This is a genomic window from Polymorphospora sp. NPDC050346, from assembly GCF_040655695.1.
Classification (GTDB): Bacteria; Actinomycetota; Actinomycetes; order Mycobacteriales; family Micromonosporaceae; genus Polymorphospora; species Polymorphospora lycopeni.
This window is the reverse complement of the sequence record NZ_JBFAKM010000041.1, coordinates 59,615-76,749: the sequence shown is the minus strand read 5'-3', so window position 1 is coordinate 76,749 and position 17,135 is coordinate 59,615. Positions and strand designations below refer to the sequence as shown.

14 protein-coding genes and 1 CRISPR repeat array are annotated in these 17,135 nt (G+C 70.7%); all 14 genes read right to left on the bottom strand.

The genetic code is table 11. The features are described from left to right. Positions 1-90: 90 nt before the first annotated feature. A complete protein-coding gene (locus tag AB0I42_RS31090; protein ID WP_357542927.1) occupies positions 91-765 on the bottom strand; it encodes a hypothetical protein in 675 nt (224 codons plus the stop codon). 47 nt (positions 766-812) lie between these two features. Further along, positions 813-1,439, bottom strand: coding sequence for a hypothetical protein (locus tag AB0I42_RS31085; RefSeq protein WP_357542925.1), 627 nt, complete (start codon positions 1,437-1,439; stop codon positions 813-815). Positions 1,440-2,078: 639 nt separating this feature from the next. Continuing rightward, positions 2,079-3,512: direct repeats of the CRISPR family, unit length 28 nt; unit sequence CTGCTCCCCGCGCACGCGGGGGTGATCC. Between the two features lie 96 nt (positions 3,513-3,608). After that, positions 3,609-4,601 (bottom strand): hypothetical protein, encoded by a 993-nt coding sequence (locus tag AB0I42_RS31080; protein ID WP_357542923.1) that lies wholly within the window; start codon positions 4,599-4,601, stop codon positions 3,609-3,611. Next, the gene (locus tag AB0I42_RS31075) at positions 4,598-5,110 is read right to left on the bottom strand and encodes a sigma-70 family RNA polymerase sigma factor (RefSeq protein WP_357542920.1); all 513 of its coding nucleotides are present in this window, start codon (positions 5,108-5,110) and stop codon (positions 4,598-4,600) included. Before AB0I42_RS31075 ends, AB0I42_RS31080 begins: the two co-directional genes overlap by 4 nt. 226 nt (positions 5,111-5,336) lie before the next feature. After that, positions 5,337-5,741 carry a hypothetical protein gene (locus tag AB0I42_RS31070; RefSeq protein WP_357542918.1) on the bottom strand — a complete coding sequence of 135 codons (405 nt, stop codon included), beginning with the start codon at positions 5,739-5,741 and terminating at the stop codon, positions 5,337-5,339. A gap of 155 nt (positions 5,742-5,896) precedes the next feature. After that, complete coding sequence (gene cas2e, locus AB0I42_RS31065) at positions 5,897-6,304, bottom strand: type I-E CRISPR-associated endoribonuclease Cas2e (protein WP_357542916.1); 408 nt, start codon at positions 6,302-6,304, stop codon at positions 5,897-5,899. Beyond that, positions 6,304-7,275: a type I-E CRISPR-associated endonuclease Cas1e gene (cas1e, locus tag AB0I42_RS31060; protein WP_357542914.1), complete on the bottom strand. Its 972-nt coding sequence runs from the start codon at positions 7,273-7,275 to the stop codon at positions 6,304-6,306. Before cas1e ends, cas2e begins: the two co-directional genes overlap by 1 nt. Then, positions 7,272-7,949, bottom strand: coding sequence for a type I-E CRISPR-associated protein Cas6/Cse3/CasE (gene cas6e / locus AB0I42_RS31055; RefSeq protein ID WP_357542911.1), 678 nt, complete (start codon positions 7,947-7,949; stop codon positions 7,272-7,274). The genes cas1e and cas6e overlap by 4 nt, the downstream gene beginning before the upstream one ends. 2 nt (positions 7,950-7,951) lie before the next feature. Then, positions 7,952-8,653 (bottom strand): type I-E CRISPR-associated protein Cas5/CasD, encoded by a 702-nt coding sequence (gene cas5e / locus AB0I42_RS31050; protein ID WP_357542909.1) that lies wholly within the window; start codon positions 8,651-8,653, stop codon positions 7,952-7,954. Beyond that, complete coding sequence (gene cas7e / locus AB0I42_RS31045) at positions 8,650-9,774, bottom strand: type I-E CRISPR-associated protein Cas7/Cse4/CasC (RefSeq protein ID WP_357542907.1); 1,125 nt, start codon at positions 9,772-9,774, stop codon at positions 8,650-8,652. Before cas7e ends, cas5e begins: the two co-directional genes overlap by 4 nt. After that, the gene (casB, locus tag AB0I42_RS31040; RefSeq protein WP_357542904.1) at positions 9,771-10,436 is read right to left on the bottom strand and encodes a type I-E CRISPR-associated protein Cse2/CasB; all 666 of its coding nucleotides are present in this window, start codon (positions 10,434-10,436) and stop codon (positions 9,771-9,773) included. Before casB ends, cas7e begins: the two co-directional genes overlap by 4 nt. Further along, positions 10,433-12,094, bottom strand: coding sequence for a type I-E CRISPR-associated protein Cse1/CasA (gene casA / locus AB0I42_RS31035; protein ID WP_357542902.1), 1,662 nt, complete (start codon positions 12,092-12,094; stop codon positions 10,433-10,435). Before casA ends, casB begins: the two co-directional genes overlap by 4 nt. Positions 12,095-12,125: 31 nt before the next feature. Further along, complete coding sequence (cas3, locus tag AB0I42_RS31030) at positions 12,126-14,969, bottom strand: CRISPR-associated helicase Cas3' (protein ID WP_357542900.1); 2,844 nt, start codon at positions 14,967-14,969, stop codon at positions 12,126-12,128. Continuing rightward, positions 14,966-17,068 carry a UvrD-helicase domain-containing protein gene (locus AB0I42_RS31025; RefSeq protein ID WP_357542898.1) on the bottom strand — a complete coding sequence of 701 codons (2,103 nt, stop codon included), beginning with the start codon at positions 17,066-17,068 and terminating at the stop codon, positions 14,966-14,968. Before AB0I42_RS31025 ends, cas3 begins: the two co-directional genes overlap by 4 nt. Positions 17,069-17,135: the final 67 nt, after the last annotated feature.

Sequence of the window (17,135 nt, the reverse complement as noted above, 5' to 3'; positions counted from 1 at the left end):
GATCACGCTCCTCGGAGCGCCGTACCCCCGCCGTCGGAGGCCCTTCCTGGTGCACCCGCCGGCCGTCGCCCACGGCAGCTTCCCGGTGTCTCAGGGCAGCGGCACGTACCACCGGGCGCCGGTGACCAGGATCCGCCGGGCCTGGTCCCGGTTCCACTCCACCCGCATGCCGTGCCCGCGCAGCACCGGGAAGGCGATCTCGTCCAGCATCCGTTCCAGGTCGACCTGGTAGCTGGCCTGCTGCTCGGCCTGCGGCAGCGCGTCGTACGCGGCCTGGTCGAAGTCCTTTGGCGGGTAGGCGCCGTAGCCGAGGTAGACCTCGCCCTCCGCGCTGGCGATCAGCGCCTCGGTGTCCTGCCGGTGGAACCAGAGATAGCCGTGCCAGTGCCGGGACTCGTCGCGCTCGTCGTGGATCTCGGCAGCGGCGCAGGTGCCGCAACAGGTGAAATCCTCCCGCGCCAGCACACCGAGCTCGTTGAGTTCCGCGAAGGCCTGGGAGAGATTGCCGCGCACCTCACCCCACCCGCGCTGCTGGTCCCGCCGGGCGGCCACCGCCTTCTCGAACGCCGCCACCAACTCCTCGTCGGTGGCTCCATGGCGCGCCTCGTCCAGGTCGAGAAAGTCCACGAACTCTTCGGCGTGGTCGTCGCCGCGCACGAGCCGTTCCCAGATCTCGTTCTCGATCTCGGTACGGCCCGGCTCCGCGATCCGGTCGGTCAGGAACCGGACGCCGGCCGGACGGTCGTTGTAGATCCACTCACTCACGCGGACGATCATGGCACAGGCCGGCCAGCCGGCCCGCGCCATCGCTCCTACGTGTAGACGACGGCATGCCCCGAGGCGACACTCACCCGGCACGTCTCGAACAGCGTCAGCCACACCGCCTGCTCGATCCCGAACGGGTCGTCCCCGTTGTCGAACAGCCGAGCCGCCTCGGCGTTCGACAGCGAGCCGTCGGCCTCCAGCCGTACCCCGATCGGCGCGGCGACCCTGGTCAGCTCGCGCAGCAGGCCCTGACAGGAGCCGACCAGCCCGCCGCCGCCGATCTCGTCGGACAGGAAAAGCGGTCCGTCCATCGGCGCCGGAACGTAGTAGCCCGCGGAGTCGGAGTGACACAACAGGTGCGGCTGCACCGAAAACATGACCTCGTCGACGTCCGACCGGGCGCGCTCAAGATCCTCCGGTCCGGACACCGGGGTCACCGGTCGCCGGTCACAGACCAGGGCGTACGCCCGGCGCAGATGGTGCAGATAGCCGTACGGGAAGCTGCCCAGATGCGGCCGGGTCGCTCCCGCCGGCGGCGGGCCGTCCGGCGGCGACCAGTCGACGCCCTGCCCCGCCAGTTCACGGTGCAGCAGGTCGAACTGCTTCCGGTAGTACTCTTCCCCCTCGGCGTCGAAGCCGAGACACGGATTCCCGATACTGATCGCCAGTCCCACGGCCGGCAACCATAGAACCCGTACGCAAGGCCGGCGTAACCACCGCCCGTCACGCCGCCACCATCGGCGGTGTCGGAGCCGCAACCAGGCCGGGCGCAGCCAGGGTTCGCCGGATCCTGCCTGGCCGAACCCTGGCCGGATACCGTCTGCTGGCGGGCCGACCACCGCACCCAGACCTTGCCGGTCTCGCCTCCACCGGCATACGACGAAGCCACGGTGCTGGCCGGGTGGGCGTCGACTACTCCCCCACACACGCTGGCCGCCAGCGGCCCGAGGGTCTGTCTACCATGGATGTCGGCTGCGCCGCCGGACGACGTGTCACGGATTCCGCACCGGCCTACGCCAGCGTCATTCGTTCTTGCCGTTGGGGGACGGCGCGGCCGCCAGAGCCTTGCGGTGACCACCGGATCGCCAAGGCGTGCACAGGGGCCCGCAACCGCCTGATCCCCTAGAATGTCCTCAGCGCTGCAAGGGTCGTTGTACGAGCCGGCCACCGATGCCTGCTGACACGGGGACGTTGACCTGCGTCGTACGTGCCCGACATCGGTCCCGTCGATCCAGGGAGTCCAGGTGGCAGACCTACCGATGAAAGTGAAGAAAATTGCGCTAGTTGATCTCTAGCGCCGCAGGTCAGGAAGTCTGCTCCCCGCGCACGCGGGGGTGATCCCACGGTGGACGCGTTCGGGTTGATCGACAGCCGCTGCTCCCCGCGCACGCGGGGGTGATCCGACGGCGACCCGACCACCGCCACCAAGATCCTCCTGCTCCCCGCGCACGCGGGGGTGATCCGGCCCCGGCGTCAGTACGGGGCGGGGTTCCTGTCCTGCTCCCCGCGCACGCGGGGGTGATCCCGACGTCATCGGGTCGCCTTCCGGACCACGGTCCTGCTCCCCGCGCACGCGGGGGTGATCCCCGATCCACCAGCCATTGATCTTTCTCCACTAGCTGCTCCCCGCGCACGCGGGGGTGATCCGGCTGAAGCGTTTGTTGGGGTGGCTCCCGTAAACTGCTCCCCGCGCACGCGGGGGTGATCCGTCGGGATCGTGATCCAGGGAATGCAATCCAGACTGCTCCCCGCGCACGCGGGGGTGATCCCAGGATCTCGTCGCCGACCTGTCTCGTGCGGAACTGCTCCCCGCGCACGCGGGGGTGATCCCCTTGCGGCGTGGTTGTCCCGGTACCGGTTGAACTGCTCCCCGCGCACGCGGGGGTGATCCCGGCGTCACCGCGCACCCGGCGTGGGCGCTCGCCTGCTCCCCGCGCACGCGGGGGTGATCCTCAGTGACTACCAGAGCGGGATCGAGGTCGTGCCTGCTCCCCGCGCACGCGGGGGTGATCCCGTGATCACGTTGTCGCAGACGATCGAGGACCTCTGCTCCCCGCGCACGCGGGGGTGATCCCAGATCTTGCTCTCCGGCGGCTACCGGCTGACCCTGCTCCCCGCGCACGCGGGGGTGATCCCAGCGTCGGCACCGGCAGCACCCTGCGACCGCCCTGCTCCCCGCGCACGCGGGGGTGATCCCGAAAACGGCGTGTGATCCTCGGGGAAATCGTCCTGCTCCCCGCGCACGCGGGGGTGATCCCGACGAGCGCGCGCAGGACAAGATCCGCGGCTTCTGCTCCCCGCGCACGCGGGGGTGATCCCGAGTCCACCGTCTGGCGCTGGGAGGAGGGCATCTGCTCCCCGCGCACGCGGGGGTGATCCGTAGGCGCCGACCTGGTCGGCGCGGGCGTAGTCCTGCTCCCCGCGCACGCGGGGGTGATCCGGACGAACTGCGGAAGCTGTTCGCGAAGTAGTGCTGCTCCCCGCGCACGCGGGGGTGATCCCAGCGTCAGCAGCATGCCGACGGCCATGTCCTTCTGCTCCCCGCGCACGCGGGGGTGATCCGTAGACCGGGGACAGCTTCGGGTCGTCGTTGAACTGCTCCCCGCGCACGCGGGGGTGATCCCCCCCGAGGGGAACACGATCGGCTTACACAGCCTCCTGTTCCCCGCGCACGCGGGGGTGGTCCCACCGGCGCGTCATAGCCGGTGTGCGGCTTGAACTGCTCCCCGCGCAGGCGGGCGTGATTCTAGCTAGGTTCCGCCGGAATGACGCGTTGTCCATGAACGCGGTCCGTGCGCGCCGCCCAGGTGGTGCGGACGGCGCGCACGGTGAGGGATCGAGGGTCAGAACCTGCCGGCTCTGATGTCGGCGACCATCACACGGGAGACCTCGAAGGTTTCTACAAAGGTGGTCCCCAGGTCCGGGTAGTTCAGCACGGAACTGACCGGCACCCCGTTCTGGGCGTTGATCGTCAGCACCTGCTGGCTGTCGTCCCCCCATACCCTCGCGGTGATGGTCAGGGTGGGCTGCCCGCCGGTCGTCGAATCCACAACGGTGACATCGTGGATGGTAGAGATCAGGCGAAGCACGCCCGCCCGTACCTTCGGGTCGCCTCCCGCCGCGGAGAGCACGTCAACACTGTTGATCCAGAGGTGGTTGTCGGCGGCGCTCGCCCGGTCCTCATCGGTGCGCGGCGACGGGTTTGCGATCCCCTTCTGCCGAAGGATCTCCGTTCGGTCCTGCTCGGCGCCGGTAGGGGGCTTCCCCTCGTCGTACACGGAGTTGATCATCTTTTCCCGGGCTTTGGTGAGGTCACCGGTTGCCGCGTACCGCGCCGCCGCCACCCCACGGGTATGGAAGCCGTTGCCGAGGTTCTCACCACGAGCGACCACCCGTGGGAGTTCGCGCCTGGCCTCCGTGTAGTAGTACTCGCCGCTGTCGGTGTACAGGTGGTACTGGGTACGAGATGGCACGGTGCCCCGACGGACATCGACCTTCTCGATGATCAGCGACGCGTCACCCGGCAGCGAGGCGTTCTCCGCTGTGAGGCTGGCCGCCAGGGACACAAGCTTGATGTTGTCTGCCGGTGCCGTGGAGGCGGATCCAGCCTGATGGTCCGGACCGGTCGGAGCCGAGGCCGTGCCGGATCCCGTGGCCATCGGCAGGGCCAGCGCGAGCGCGGCCACGGCCGCGACGCCACCACCGGCGGCCACGCCGAACACGTTGCGCTTGCGCCGCCGCGCCCGGCCGCGCTGCTCGATCTCCTCGACCGGACGATCCATCTTTACGTCGGAAAGGGTCTGCTTCACCGTGTTCCACACCTCATCGTCGTTCATGATCGAATCTCCTCACGGACTGCGGACGCAAGTTGCGCCCGCAGGGTTGCGGTGGCACGGGACAGATGGACGGCTACGGTTTGGGGGGAGATGTCCAACACCGCAGCCACGGACCTGGTGTCCAGGTCGAGCCAGATACGTAACACGACCACCTCACGCTGCCGCCGCGGCAGCCGGCGAACGGCGGCCAGCAGGGCGTCGTTCATGCCGACGTCGTCCTCGATGAGGTACGCCCGCTCGTGGCCGTCGAGGGCCACCTCCCGCCGGCTTCGCCGCCACCAGGACACCCGGATGTTGAGGGCGGTGCGCACCACCCACGCCGCCGGTGCCGGATGCTGGCTCACCCGCGGCCAGGAGGCCCAGGCCCGCGCGAACGCCTCAGCGACCAGATCCTCGGCCAGCGCGCGATCGCCCGTACCAGCCAGTACGGCACGCAGGCAGTTGTCTCGGAAGCGCTGATAGAAGTCCGCGAAGTCCTTCCGTTCTCGTTCCACACGGGGTTTACGCATCAGCGCCCCGATCCATTTACCCCCGCGGAAGAAAACTCCCGTTGATCATGAGGCTGGTGGCAACAAGTGGGTTGAACCATACGCTGACCTCATGATCAGCGACCTCGCTCATCGATTGCACTGGTCAGGCTGGCGCCTCCTGATCCCGGTCGGATCCGTTCGGAGGAGGACGGCATTCGATGCCCCCCGTGGCGCCACATCCGTGCGGCCGCCGACCTGCTCGCCGCTAGGTGATCGCAAAGAGACGATCTGCAGGGTCCACGACGGCCGGCAGCAACGCGCCGGGCACGAGGGCCGGGTCGTCGGCGCGGATCGTGTCTGCCTCGAACGTAGCGAATCCGGGTCCGCTGATACGCAGGTGGAGTTCCAGCCCAGGGTCCTCGCCGCCCAGGTGGTTCGCCACCGTGAGAACCTCCGCGGTGGCGGCGACACCGGCGGCGGACAGCCGACGCGCGTCGCGTCGCGAGCGGGTGACCAGCCGCCAGCCGAAGACGCCGAACCCGACACCGACGATGGTCGTCAGTACGCCACCGGCGAGTAGGCCCCAGAAGTCCACGGCCGACCGCGGTTGGTCCAGGGTCAGCGCGGCGGCGAGCAGGACCGGTCCGGGCAGGCAGATGGCCAGGAACACCAGTCGGCAGAGTAAGGCGCCGATCGGATCGATGCGCGTTTCCGCTTCCCGAGGGGTACTCGTCACGCTCGCACCCTAGTGCAGCGCCCGACGTTGACTGACCGAGCCGTTTCCATCCTTCGAAGAGAGCTGTCTCGATGTGATCGCTATTCGGTTCAACCCTCGCTGTCTCGCTCACCCCTTCTGAGGAACGCAGGGGCGGACGTCGGAGCCGCAGACCGTCTGCCGAATCGGCGGCGTTTCGCTGCCTTGCTCCAGCCTTCGGGTAGCGACGGGTTGTAGGGCTTGCGTTCGGTCGGGCGCCGGATCAGCGTGATGCCGTCGAAGTCCACGGGTTTCCAGTGGTGGTCGTGCACCTTGAAGGAGAGCCGCTGTTCGCCCGGCTGCTGATAGACGAGCAGCGCGCGACCAGCACCGGCCATATCGACGACCCTGTTCCAGAGTCGCTGCCGGATTCGGCTGTTGACGTGTCCCACGTACACGCCCGCGGATATCTCGAGCAGCCACTGGGTGAGGTGCCCTCGAAGACCCTCCGGGCAGGCGGTGAGGATGATGACGGTCATCAGAAGTCCACCTCTCCGCCGCCGTAGTTGCGCCCGCTTGCCTGTTCCGGTCCGGCTTCGTCCCAGAGCCGTACGGTGTCGTTCTCGATTTCTTCGTCGAGCCATTCGTCGTCGCCTGATCCGCCGGGGCCGGGGCTGAGCAGCAGGCTTCGGATGTCGCGTACGCAGCGCTCGAGGAGGGCACCGTCGTTGACCCGGTCGCGGACCGCCCGGCGGGTGTCCGGTCCGACGTCGGCGGGGTTGCCGGCGGCGATGTCGAAGGCGACGGGGATGGTGATGTCGGCCTTGTAGAGGTCGGCGATGTCGTAGACGAAGGACCTGTCGTGTCCGGTGTGGACGAAGCCGAGCCCGGGTGAGGCGCCGATGGCGACGATGACGGCGTGCACGATGCCGTACAGGCAGGCGTGGGCGGCGGACAGTGCCTGGTTGACCGGATCGCTTCCGGTGAAGTCGTCCGGGTCGTACTCGCGGTTGTTCCACGTCACGCCGGTGCGTTTGGCGTGCTCGCGGTAGCAGCGACGGACCCGGGCCCCTTCCTTGCCGCGAAGTTGCTGCATGGTGAGGGTGTTGGTGTCCTCACCGGGGAATCGCATCCGATACATCGCCCGCGCCACCCGGAGTCTGCGGTCGCGGTGTGACACCGCGGCGGCCTGGGCGAGGAGCAGCCGGCTGGACCGGGCGAGCGGACGTCCGTGGGCGTAGTAGCGGACGCCGTGCTCGCCGACCCAGACCGCGGTGGCGCCGTTGTCGGCGAGCAGCAGCATCGCCTGCTGGGTGATGCTGGTGCCCGGGCCGATCATGAGTACGCCGAGGGTGGCGGCCGGGATGTGTACGACACCCCGGTCGTCGGTGGCGGTGATCGCGTTGCTGTCGCGGTGGACGACGCAGCGTTCGAGGTAGAGGAAGCTGAGCCGGTCCTGGGCGCGGTTGAGGTCTGCCAGTTCGGCCGGTGGGACACCGGGCACCTTCACGTGCCGGCCTGGACCGGGGCGAGGGTGAGCAGGCCGCAGCCGTACGCCTTGGCGTGCCCGATCCCGCCGGTCAGCGTCCGGCGGAAGGTGTCGGCGTCGGCGACCTGGAGGATGCCGTCGTACGTCGCCGTGGCGAGGGTGACGGTGCCCATGCCGCGTTTGAACGTCTGGGTGTGGCGGCGGTGCAGTTTCACGTTGGGGCGGCCGTCGTGCTGGCTCGCCAGGGCGAAGCCGTTGCGCTCGGCCCGCCGGATCAGCCACTCGACCTGCTCGGGTTCGCGCAGGTAGCCGAAGCGCTGCGTCTCCTTGGCGTCGGCGGTCTTGCGTCCGCTGTGGGTCGGGTTGGCGGTGAGCCGGAACGCCCACTGCTGGCCGGTGCGCAGCGCGCCGAGCAGGCCGTCGTAGTCCCGGGTCACCCAGGCTTCGTCGGTGGTGGGCCAGCCGGCCTGTTCGACCAGGTGGGTGAGGTCGGGGCGGCCGGGGCTGACGATGTAGAGGTGGACGGTGGCGGTGGCCGTGGTGTCCAGGCGCCACAGCGTACGGGTGCCGGCGCGCTCGTAGTCCTCGACGGCCGGGAAGGCGCTGCGGACCGCCGCGTGCATGGCGTGCGGCGACGAGAGCAGCCGGCGCGCGTTGCGGCGGGCCGGGTTGATCTGGAATCGGGTGAGGTACATGCTCAGCCTCCCAGCAGGCTCAGCGGATCGTGTTCGGCCACACCGGCCCGCTCCGCCAGGTCGTTGGTGACGTCGACGTGCCGGCGCAGCACCGACCGCCAGGTGTGCTGCCGATGCGCGGGGTCGAAGCTGACCGGTTCGTCGGGCACGGTCTCGTGGACCGGCTCGCCCGGACGGGAGTCCCGGATGATCTCCAGCCGGACCGTCCGGGCCGCCTTCTTGCGATACCACTCGGCGGCGAGCCACGGCCACTCGGTCAGCGTCTCGTCGAGGGTCCCGTCGTGTACGCCGAGGCTGATCGGGCCGACCGGCGGGCACGACCGGCGGCCGAGGTAGAGCGGGAACTGTGGCCGGCCCAGCGCTTCCGCCAGGCCGTACAGCAGTTCGGGGTCGCCGCTGACGGCGGCGAGGAAGACCGCGTCGGACAGGTAGAAGCGGTAGGTCAGCGGTGCGCTGTGGCGGTCGTCGAGGCTTCGGGCGGTCTGGAAGTCGCGCAGGATCTGCCCGGGCTGGTCGAGCCGTACGCCGAACTCCAGGCCGAGCAGTTCGGTGAGCGGCTCGGTGCGCCGGATGCCCTTGGCGGCGGCGAGCAGTCCGATCACGCCGCTCTTGGTCGGGGCGATGTCGGTGCCCCGGCGGGCGAAGCGGCTGGACGAGCCCCAGGACTGCAGCGGGCCGGCCAGCCGGAGCAGCAGGACACTCATGCGGGCTGTCCGAGGGCCACGCTGACCTGCTCGCCGACGCCGGTGACGAGTTCGCCGAAGCTGACCGCCTTGCCGAGATCGGCGAGCACGGCGGTCTTCTCCCCGACCTGGGTGACCCAGCTCGCGACCGGCCGCTCCCCGTAGGCGGTCTCGACGGCCACGGTGTGCCTGGCCAGTGCGGCGGCGGCCTGCTCGATCCGGCCGACGGCGTGGGTCTCGCCGATGGCGGTCTCGAACGCACCGACCAGGTTGATCGGCTGACTGTCGCGCAGCCGTACGAGCACGGCGTCGGGCAGGGTGCGGTGGGCGAAGGTGTTCTGCTTGCCGGTCGGCATGCTGCGCGCGAACGCGGTCAGGAACGCTTCGACGGCGGCCCGGGTCGCGGCCGCGTCGCCGAGGGTACGGTGCAGCGCGTCGACGTCGACGGTGGCGTACCGGTACAGCGTGGACGAGTTGAACTCGACGGTGCCGATCATGCCGGCGCCGGTCTCGGCGGCGTCGGCCTTGCGGTCGTCGACGGCGGTGAAGTAGTCGAACTCGTTGTCGACGGCGTGGACGCTGATCGCGTGGGACACCTGGCAGGCGGCGTCGACGTTGATGTCGGTCATGTCGGCGACCATCCGGCCGAACATCGCGATGTCGACCGAGTGTTCGGTGTCGACGAGCGCCTTGAAGCGGGCCTTGTCGAGAGCGGTGCCGGCGCGGTGTGCCTCCAGCGCGGCGGCGGCGAGGTTGTCGAGCTGCCGGTGGCTCAGGAACAGCAGGTAGCCGGACTCGACGTCCTTCACCTCGCCCTTCTTCTTGTCGAGCTTGGCGAGGCCACCGGTCACGAAGACGTCGGTGGCCAGCGCGGACGCGGCCTCGGCCGTGAGGCTCGAATCCAGGGCCTGGATCCTGGCGGCGAGGGATTCCCCCACCCGCTTGGTCCGCTCGCCGAGCTGGGAGCGGTCGAGCAGGTCGGCGAACATCAGCCGGATGGCCCGCTTCCACGCCTGGCTCGACACCCGCGCCCGCCGTACGCCGCCGTAGACGGCGGTCTTCGGCGAGCCGGTGTCGTCACGGTTGAGGTTGCTCGGCGGCACCGTCTGGAGGGCGTAGACGTCGATGATGGTGCGGTTCATGATGGCTCCTCCTGGAGTGCGTCGGTGGCGGGGCTGTCAACGTCGGTGTCGGGCCGGCTGCGGAAGAACTCGCGTCCCCAGATGGCCTGGACCTTGGACCGGCCGGCCGGGCGGCGAAGGGTCTGCAGGTCGTCGGCGAGCAGGCCGTAGTCGAGCGGGATCTGGTGCTCGCGCAGCATCGTGGTCAGGCTGCGCAGGTGGTAGATGCTCTCGGCGTAGGTGCTGGCGGTGCCGAGGGCGGCGAAGCGGCGCCGTACGCCCTCCGGCCCGGCGGACCTGCGGACGAGCTCGGACAGCGCCTGGCCGAGTCCACGCCCCGACACGTGCATCTGCTCCCGGCGCGACTGCTGGTGCAACGCGTACAGGGTCACGGCGTCGTGCACCGCGTGTTCGGCGTCCGACGCCTCCGTGTCGTCGGCCGGCCGGTAGCCCTGCAGGTGTTCCGGGACACGCAGGTACCGCTCGAGGGTGTAGTCGAAGCCCGGGGTACGGCCGATGCCGCGCCGGAGCCGGGCCAGCGCGCTGGTGGCTTCCGGGTGGGGTGCGCTGCTCAGCACCCGCGCCTGTAGCTGGCCCACCGTCTTGGCGACGTGCTCGCCGAGGTCCCTCCGCGAGCGGCCCCGTGGCCTGCGGGTCGGCTGGTCGCTTTCCAGGACCGTCATGCTGTCTCCTCCTGTCTCTGCTGCGCGGACTCGGTGGCCATCGGCAGCGCCCTGGCCAGCCCGGCCCGGAACCACGCCTCGGCCTGCGAGCTGGAGTACTGCACCTCCCGGCCGGTCCGGTCGGTGCCGGTCCGGCCGATCCACGCCTTCGGGCCGGCCGCTTCGACCAGGTCGTCACCGAGCCCCTTGACGGCCCGGCGGACCAGCCGCTGCCATCCGGCACGTTCGGCCACCGGGTCGCTGTCCGGGCCCAGCCGGGCCAGCCAGTCGCGGAAGGCGCGGTCCAGCAGGGCGTACGCGCGCTCGGCCGCCCGGTCGGCCTCGCTGCTGTCGGTGTCCCGGCTGCCGGCGGCGCGGGCCAGGTTCTCGGCGAGCCGGCGTAGGACGACGACCGCCTTCTCGGCGTCGTCGGCGGCGGCGACGGCGGCCGCCCGCAGCGCGGAGTCCTCGACCAGCAGCAGGACGTTCATGGTCAGCGCGTCGCTGAACACCTCGTCGACTACCGACTGCTTCGAGCCGTAGGTGATGCTCGTGGCGCGGGTGCGGGCCTGGAAGTCGGGCCCGACCACGCCGGTGACGGTCAGCCGGGCGAGCCACTGCACCACCATCGGTGACAGCCGCTGCGGCGGCTCGGCATTCGACGGTGGCGGCGCCGGCAGCAGCGTCTGGAGCCCGCGCCACAGCGCCCGACTGTGGTCGTGCGGCCGGGGCAGGTAGATCGGGATCCGTTTCTGTTCCTTCTCGCGTGGCCCGCTGCGCCCCCAGACGCTCATCGGCTCCAGCAGGTGCCGGTCCTGCCACTCGAACCGGTCACCGTTGCAGATCATGGCGCCGGTGATCCCGCCGGTGTCACCGAAGAGCCGGATCCGCCGGGACTGCCAGGTGTAGAGGCCGAGCAGGCCGTACGGGCCACGGGTGGTGGCGGCTTCCTCGGCGGCGGTCTGTGGTTCCCGCTCCCACACCGGCAGGTCCCGCTCGTCGGCCATTTGCCAGCCGGGTGCTATCGGCACCAGGTTGAGCAGCAGGGTCTCCAGCAGGTTCGCGCCTTCCAGGTATACGCCACCCAGCCAGCCGAGCGAGCTGGCACCGATCGGGTACCCCTTGCCGTTCTTGGCATTGGGATCTCCGACCGCCCCCGTTTTGATGCCAGAGGTGTCGTATGCCTGGCAGTGCACGAGCCAGCGGGCCGCCTCGGCGGGCGAGACGGACTCCATCCCCGGACCGGCTCGGGTGGTCAGGAACGGCATGCCGTTCGGTACGTCGGCGAGAAGCCGCTCCAGCCCGTACGTGTTCTCCTTTGCCGCCCGCAGGTCGGCGACCTGGTAGAACGGGTGCGTCGGGTGCAGCAGGTCGAACCGGTCGCGGAACTCGCCGAGGTAGTCGGCGATGTCGGTGACCGGCAGCCTGCGGTCCCGCCACAGTGCCCGCCAGGCGGCCTCGCCGGGCGGGCCGTCGGCGGCCCGGTGCAGGACCGCCAGGGCGAGCCGCAGGATCGCGAACGTCTGGGTGGGCAGCTCGCAGGCGATCATGCGGACGCGGTCGGCCTGCTCGAACAGACCGAGCAGCGACACCTCGCGGCGCTGGCCCGCGGCGTCCAGCACCGGAATCCACGCCTGGTCGAGCAGGGAGAATCCGGCTGGGTGTGATGAGCCGTTCACGGCATCACCTCCTTTGTGCATCGGAGTGGGATCAGGTGGTGGCCCGGGTGACGCGCAGCCCCTCGGTGGGGTCGTAGTGCAGGTCGAAGCCGGCCACGGTGGCCGCCCCGTCGACGTCGACGTCGAGCACGAGTTCGCCGGCCAGCCACGGGTCGTCCTGCCAGGCGCCGAGGTCGTGACGTCGCTCCAGGTCGGCGATGACGTCGTCGATCACGTCGGCGGCGGTCATCGATCGTGGCAACGGCAGGGTGCAGCGCGCGATCATCCGGGGCAGCGGCCAGCGCGGAAGGCTGGCGGTCGGCACCGGCACTCCGCCGCCGTCGATCCAGGCCGGGAGGGTCAGGCCGTCCGGTGTCCGTACCAGCAGTAGGACCTCGAGGGATTCGGCGTCGGTGTCGCGGACGTGCCCCTGCGCCACGCGCTCGTCGGCGTCGCCGACGCCGCCGGAGAGCCAGCCGGTCAGTGGCACTCCGGGTTCGGCGACTTCCGGCAGGCGGAAGCCGTCGGCCTTCAGTTCCTTGGCGGTGATCTCGTCCCGCTGCTTCGCCTCCGCTTCGAGCATCGTGGGCTGCCACGACGGCGGGCCGAGCGGCGCGTCGCCGTAGGCGGACTGGGTGAGCGGGGCGATGTCGGACGGCAGTCGCAGCGGTGTGCCGTCGAGGTGTGGCAGCAGCACGGCGGCGCTGCGCAGCAGGGTCGCCGGCTGGTAGACGCGGCGGGAGCCGCTGACCGGTTGCGGCGGCTCGGTGGTCCAGTCGGCACCGGTTATCCAGCAGGTCGGTGTGGTCAGCCGGGCCGGGCGGCCGTCGCGCGGGTGGCGGTGGAGCCGGCCGATGCGCTGCAGCACGAGGTCGACCGGGGCGAGGTCGGTGACGAGCAGGTCGAAGTCGATGTCGAGGGACTGCTCGGCGACCTGGCTGGCGACCACGACGTGTCGGTGCGGGCGGCTGCCCTCGCCGGGCGGGCCGAACGTGTCGCGTAGCCAGCGGTCCTTGGCGGCACGGTCGACGGCCATGAACCGGGAGTGCGCCACCGACACCGGCGTGTCCGGTCCGAGGGCCGCGCGCAGCGCGGCGGCGGTCTCCTGGACCCGGGCCACGGTGTTGCGGACCACGAGCGCGCAGCCGCCGTCGGTCAACCGGTCGCGCAGCAGGTCCGCCAGCGCAGGCACGTCGTCGGCCAGGCTCCGTACCTGGACCTCGACGCCCCGTCCCGAGTCGGCACAGCTGACAGCGGTGGCGCCGCGGTCGGCGGTGGAGACCGTGACCAGCGGGTATCGCAGGTCGGTGCGGAGCGGGGCGTACGGGTCGACGCGCGGCTTGCCGCGGTCGCGCCAGGTGGGCCGGGGAAGCGGGCCGAGCCGACCGTTGTCGTACTTCTCCATCAGTTCGGCCCGCCGGTTCGCCGGCAGGGTCGCCGAGAGCACGATGACCGGCACGCCGTACGCGCCGAGCCACTCCAGGGCCCGGCCGAGGAAACGGTTCATGTAGACGTCGTAGGCGTGGGCCTCGTCGATGACGACGATCTTGCCGGCGAGGCCGAGATGGCGAAGCACGAGGTGCTTGGCGCGAAGCGCCGCGAACAGCAGCTGGTCGATGGTGCCGACGACGAAGCTGGACAGCAGGGTGCGCTTGGGTCCGGCGAGCCAGCGGTGTACGCCGATGTTGGTGCCGCCGGCGTCCTGGTCGATGCCGCTCGGCAGGGACGTGGTCCGCAGCGTGTCGTACTCGGGGTTGAGGGCCGCCTTGCCGTGGGCCAGCCGCACGTCGCGGTCACCGCGGCCGACCTGGGTGTCGGGCAGCCTGCGCAGCCAGGACAGCATCCGGCCGAACATGGCGTCGCTGGTGGCCCGGGTGGGCAGGGCCAGGTAGCAGCCGGACGCTCCGGTGCGGTGGGCCATGATCTCGACCGCCGCCAGGGCCGCCTCGGTCTTGCCCTCCCCCATCGCCGCCTCGACGATCATCATCCCGGGTACGGGCATCGTCGCGGCCAGTTCGGCGACCGTACGCTGCACCGGGCGTGGCACCGCCCCGGCGGGCAGCGCGAACCGGGTCGCGAACCGCTCGTCCACGCTCGGCGGCGGCGCGGCGGGCTGCCACGGAACGGGCAGGTCCAGCAGGTCCCAGCCGGTGTGCAGCCGGTCGGTGTCGGTGCTGTCCAGGACGTAGGGGAAGTACTTCTCGTTGCTGGCGATCCAGTCGGCGACGATGACGAGGCCGGTGAGGGCGGCCTGGACGGGCTGCGACAGCGATACGTCGTTCCAGTCGGCGAGCCGGTCCCCCGCGCCGGACCGTTCCGTCATCCAGGTCAGCAGTTCCCCCTGCACCCGCTGCCAGGCGGGATCGCCGAGCAGATGCCGTCGCAGTCGCACGTTGTCGAGGCCCTCGTCGGTCGGCGGGACGCCGTGGTGGCCGCCGACGATGACGGCGTACGGGTGGGGGTCGGTCCAGCCGCGGTCCTGCAGCCATTCCGCCAGCACGATCTGCCCGGCGGTGGCGTGGGGGGCGTACCTGCGGTCGGCGCGGATCAGGTCCCGCTGGTAGTCGAGTCCGTGGTCGCGCATCCGCTCGGCCAGCGCGTGTGCCTGGCAGGCGAAGGCGGGTGTGGCCTTGCCGATGTCGTGCACCCCGGCGATCCAGACGGCCAGGGTGCGACCGTCGGCGTCGCCGCCGGGCAACTCGTCGGCGATGCGTCGACGCACCGCCGGGCCGAGCCAGTGGTCCCACAGCTGTCCGGCCACGTCGGCGGCGTCGGCCAGGTGCCGCCACAGCGGCAGCCAGCCGACCGGCGACGTACCTTTGCGGTCGGTCTTGCCCCAGACGGCGCGCGCCGCGTCGCCCAGCTTGGGGCCGTCGGCGGCGGTGCCGGCGCTCATCGGGGCACCGGGAGGAGCGGACTGGGTGAGCCGCTGTGTGACAGGTAGAGCACGTCGCGGGCGCGGGTCAGGGCGACGAACAGCAGGCAGCGTTCCCGCTGCAGATCCTGCTGGTGGGCGTGCGGGTCCTCGGCGGCGGAGGTGAGCGCGTTCGGGGCCGGCAGTACGCCCGCGTCGAGCCCGACGACGGCGAGGCACTGGAACTCCAGCCCTTTCATGCGGTGCATGGTGGCGACGTGCACCCCGTCGATGCCCCGCTTGTCGTCGGCGACGGTGATGTGGGCCTCGCTCAGGATCCTGCTGACGGTCTTGACGAGCTGTCCGGTGCGGACCGCCACGCCGATCGCGTGCTGCTCCACCCCCTGCTCCAGCCAGGTCCCCACCCGTTCGATCAGCGCTTCGTGCTCGTCGTCGCGGCTCCCGGCGGCGGCGACCTCGGGTACGCCGCCACGGGTGATCGAGTGGTATCCGCGCAACGTGTCGTCCTGTCCGTCGAGGCCGACGGCGGCGTCGCCGTTGAGGATCCTGACCGACAGGTCCAGGATCTCGTGGGTGGTGCGGTAGTTGACGGTGAGCCGTCGGGTCCGGCCACGGACCTCGATGCCGAGCTGGGTCAGGGAGACGTGGCTGTCGTAGATGCGCTGGTAGGGGTCGGCGAGCAGGAACATGTCGTTCGGCCCGGGCGTGACGAGTGCCCGCAGCAGCCGCCACTGCGCCGGGTGCAGATCCTGCCCTTCGTCGACGACGACGTGCCGGTAGGGGGCCGGTGAGCGGCGCAGGATCGCGGCCGCGTCGTCGGCGAGCTGGGTGTGGGTACGCAGGCGTCGCTTCGCCAACTCCTGCGTCACGCTGTGGATCGCGGCCCACACCTGCTCGCGTTGGGTGGCACGCAGGCGTGCGCCACGGCCCTTGCGGGACGCGTCGCGGTACGCCTCGAGGGTGGTCAGCTGCTGCGCGAGTATCACCTGTTCCCACTCGTGCCTGAGGAAGGCCGCGCTGTAGGTGGTGACGTGGCCGGCGCGGTTCAGGTAGGTGGGGCCGGCCTTCGCGGCCGCTTCCCACAGCTGGTCGATGATCGTGCTCTCGGCGACGGCCACCTTCCTGCTGTCCCGGGAGACGATCTCGTACGCCAGCCTGTCGACGCTGACCACGTCGATGCGCGCCCGGACCGCCGGGTCGGTGGTGAGCCGGTAGAGCTGTCTGGTCAGGGCGTCGGCGAGCGCGCGGGTGAACGTGGTCAGCAGGACCTTCTGGCCGTCGGGCAGCCGTTCGGCGAGGAACACCGCCCGGTGCAGACCGGTCACGGTCTTCCCGGTGCCGGCGCTGCCGGTGACCAGGGCGGGACCGCTGTACGTCTCACGGTGGGCGACGTCGCGTTGCGTCGGGTGCAGGAAGGTGCGCCACAGGTCGAACGGGTGGGCGAGGATTGCGGCGAGTTCCATCGGCCCCGAGACGAAGAGAACCCGTTCGGGCGTACGGCGGGCCGCAGTGAGCAGGTCGCCGGTGTCCACACCCGACACGATCCGGTCGGCCAGCTCGGCCCGGACCTCGTCCACGGTCATTCCGCTGGCGAGCCCACGCAGGACGTCGAGCTGCGTCTCCGGCAGGCGCCCGGCGAGGCTCTCCAGCTGCTTGTCGGTGACCATGATGCGCAGCAGCGGCACCAGATCCTCGTCCACACCGAGCCGCACCAGGTCGGTCGTCGAAACCTGGTCGAACAGTCCGGCCGCGGGTGGCTCCGACGGTTCGGTGCGGGCGAACTCCTCGATGCCCGCCTCGTCGCGCATCTCCAGCACGCCGAGCACCTGGTTGACGGTGAACCGGCGGCTCACCGCGAAGGTGTTGGCGTCGTCGTGCGGCAGGACGTTGAGAAGCACGTACCGTTCTTCTCCGAGCCGGAGCACCACTCCGCGATACGACAGGTCGATGCGGATGGTGCGAATGTTCGGATCCCGTGCCCCGGCCAGCTTCTCCAGGTGCAGCCCGGCGTGGGTGTGCTGGGCGAACTTGCCGATGGCGGCGACGACGGCACTCTGCACGCGGCGCGGCAACACGGCATAGGCGGGCAGGAACTCCCGACCGAGGGCCAACTCAGCCACAACACTCCCCCGTAGAACAGCTGCCTGGACGTAGCCGGGCGTGATGTCAGAACTGTCGCGAGCCGGA

Coding starts and splice junctions, on each gene's coding strand:
- cas7e (WP_357542907.1), bottom strand. CDS start 9,774: ATGAACCGCACCATCATCGACGTCTACGCCCTCCAGACGGTGCCGCCG.
- cas2e (WP_357542916.1), bottom strand. CDS start 6,304: ATGACCGTCATCATCCTCACCGCCTGCCCGGAGGGTCTTCGAGGGCAC.
- cas6e (WP_357542911.1), bottom strand. CDS start 7,949: ATGTACCTCACCCGATTCCAGATCAACCCGGCCCGCCGCAACGCGCGC.
- AB0I42_RS31075 (WP_357542920.1), bottom strand. CDS start 5,110: ATGCGTAAACCCCGTGTGGAACGAGAACGGAAGGACTTCGCGGACTTC.
- cas3 (WP_357542900.1), bottom strand. CDS start 14,969: ATGAGCGCCGGCACCGCCGCCGACGGCCCCAAGCTGGGCGACGCGGCG.
- casB (WP_357542904.1), bottom strand. CDS start 10,436: ATGACGGTCCTGGAAAGCGACCAGCCGACCCGCAGGCCACGGGGCCGC.
- cas5e (WP_357542909.1), bottom strand. CDS start 8,653: ATGAGTGTCCTGCTGCTCCGGCTGGCCGGCCCGCTGCAGTCCTGGGGC.
- AB0I42_RS31080 (WP_357542923.1), bottom strand. CDS start 4,601: ATGAACGACGATGAGGTGTGGAACACGGTGAAGCAGACCCTTTCCGAC.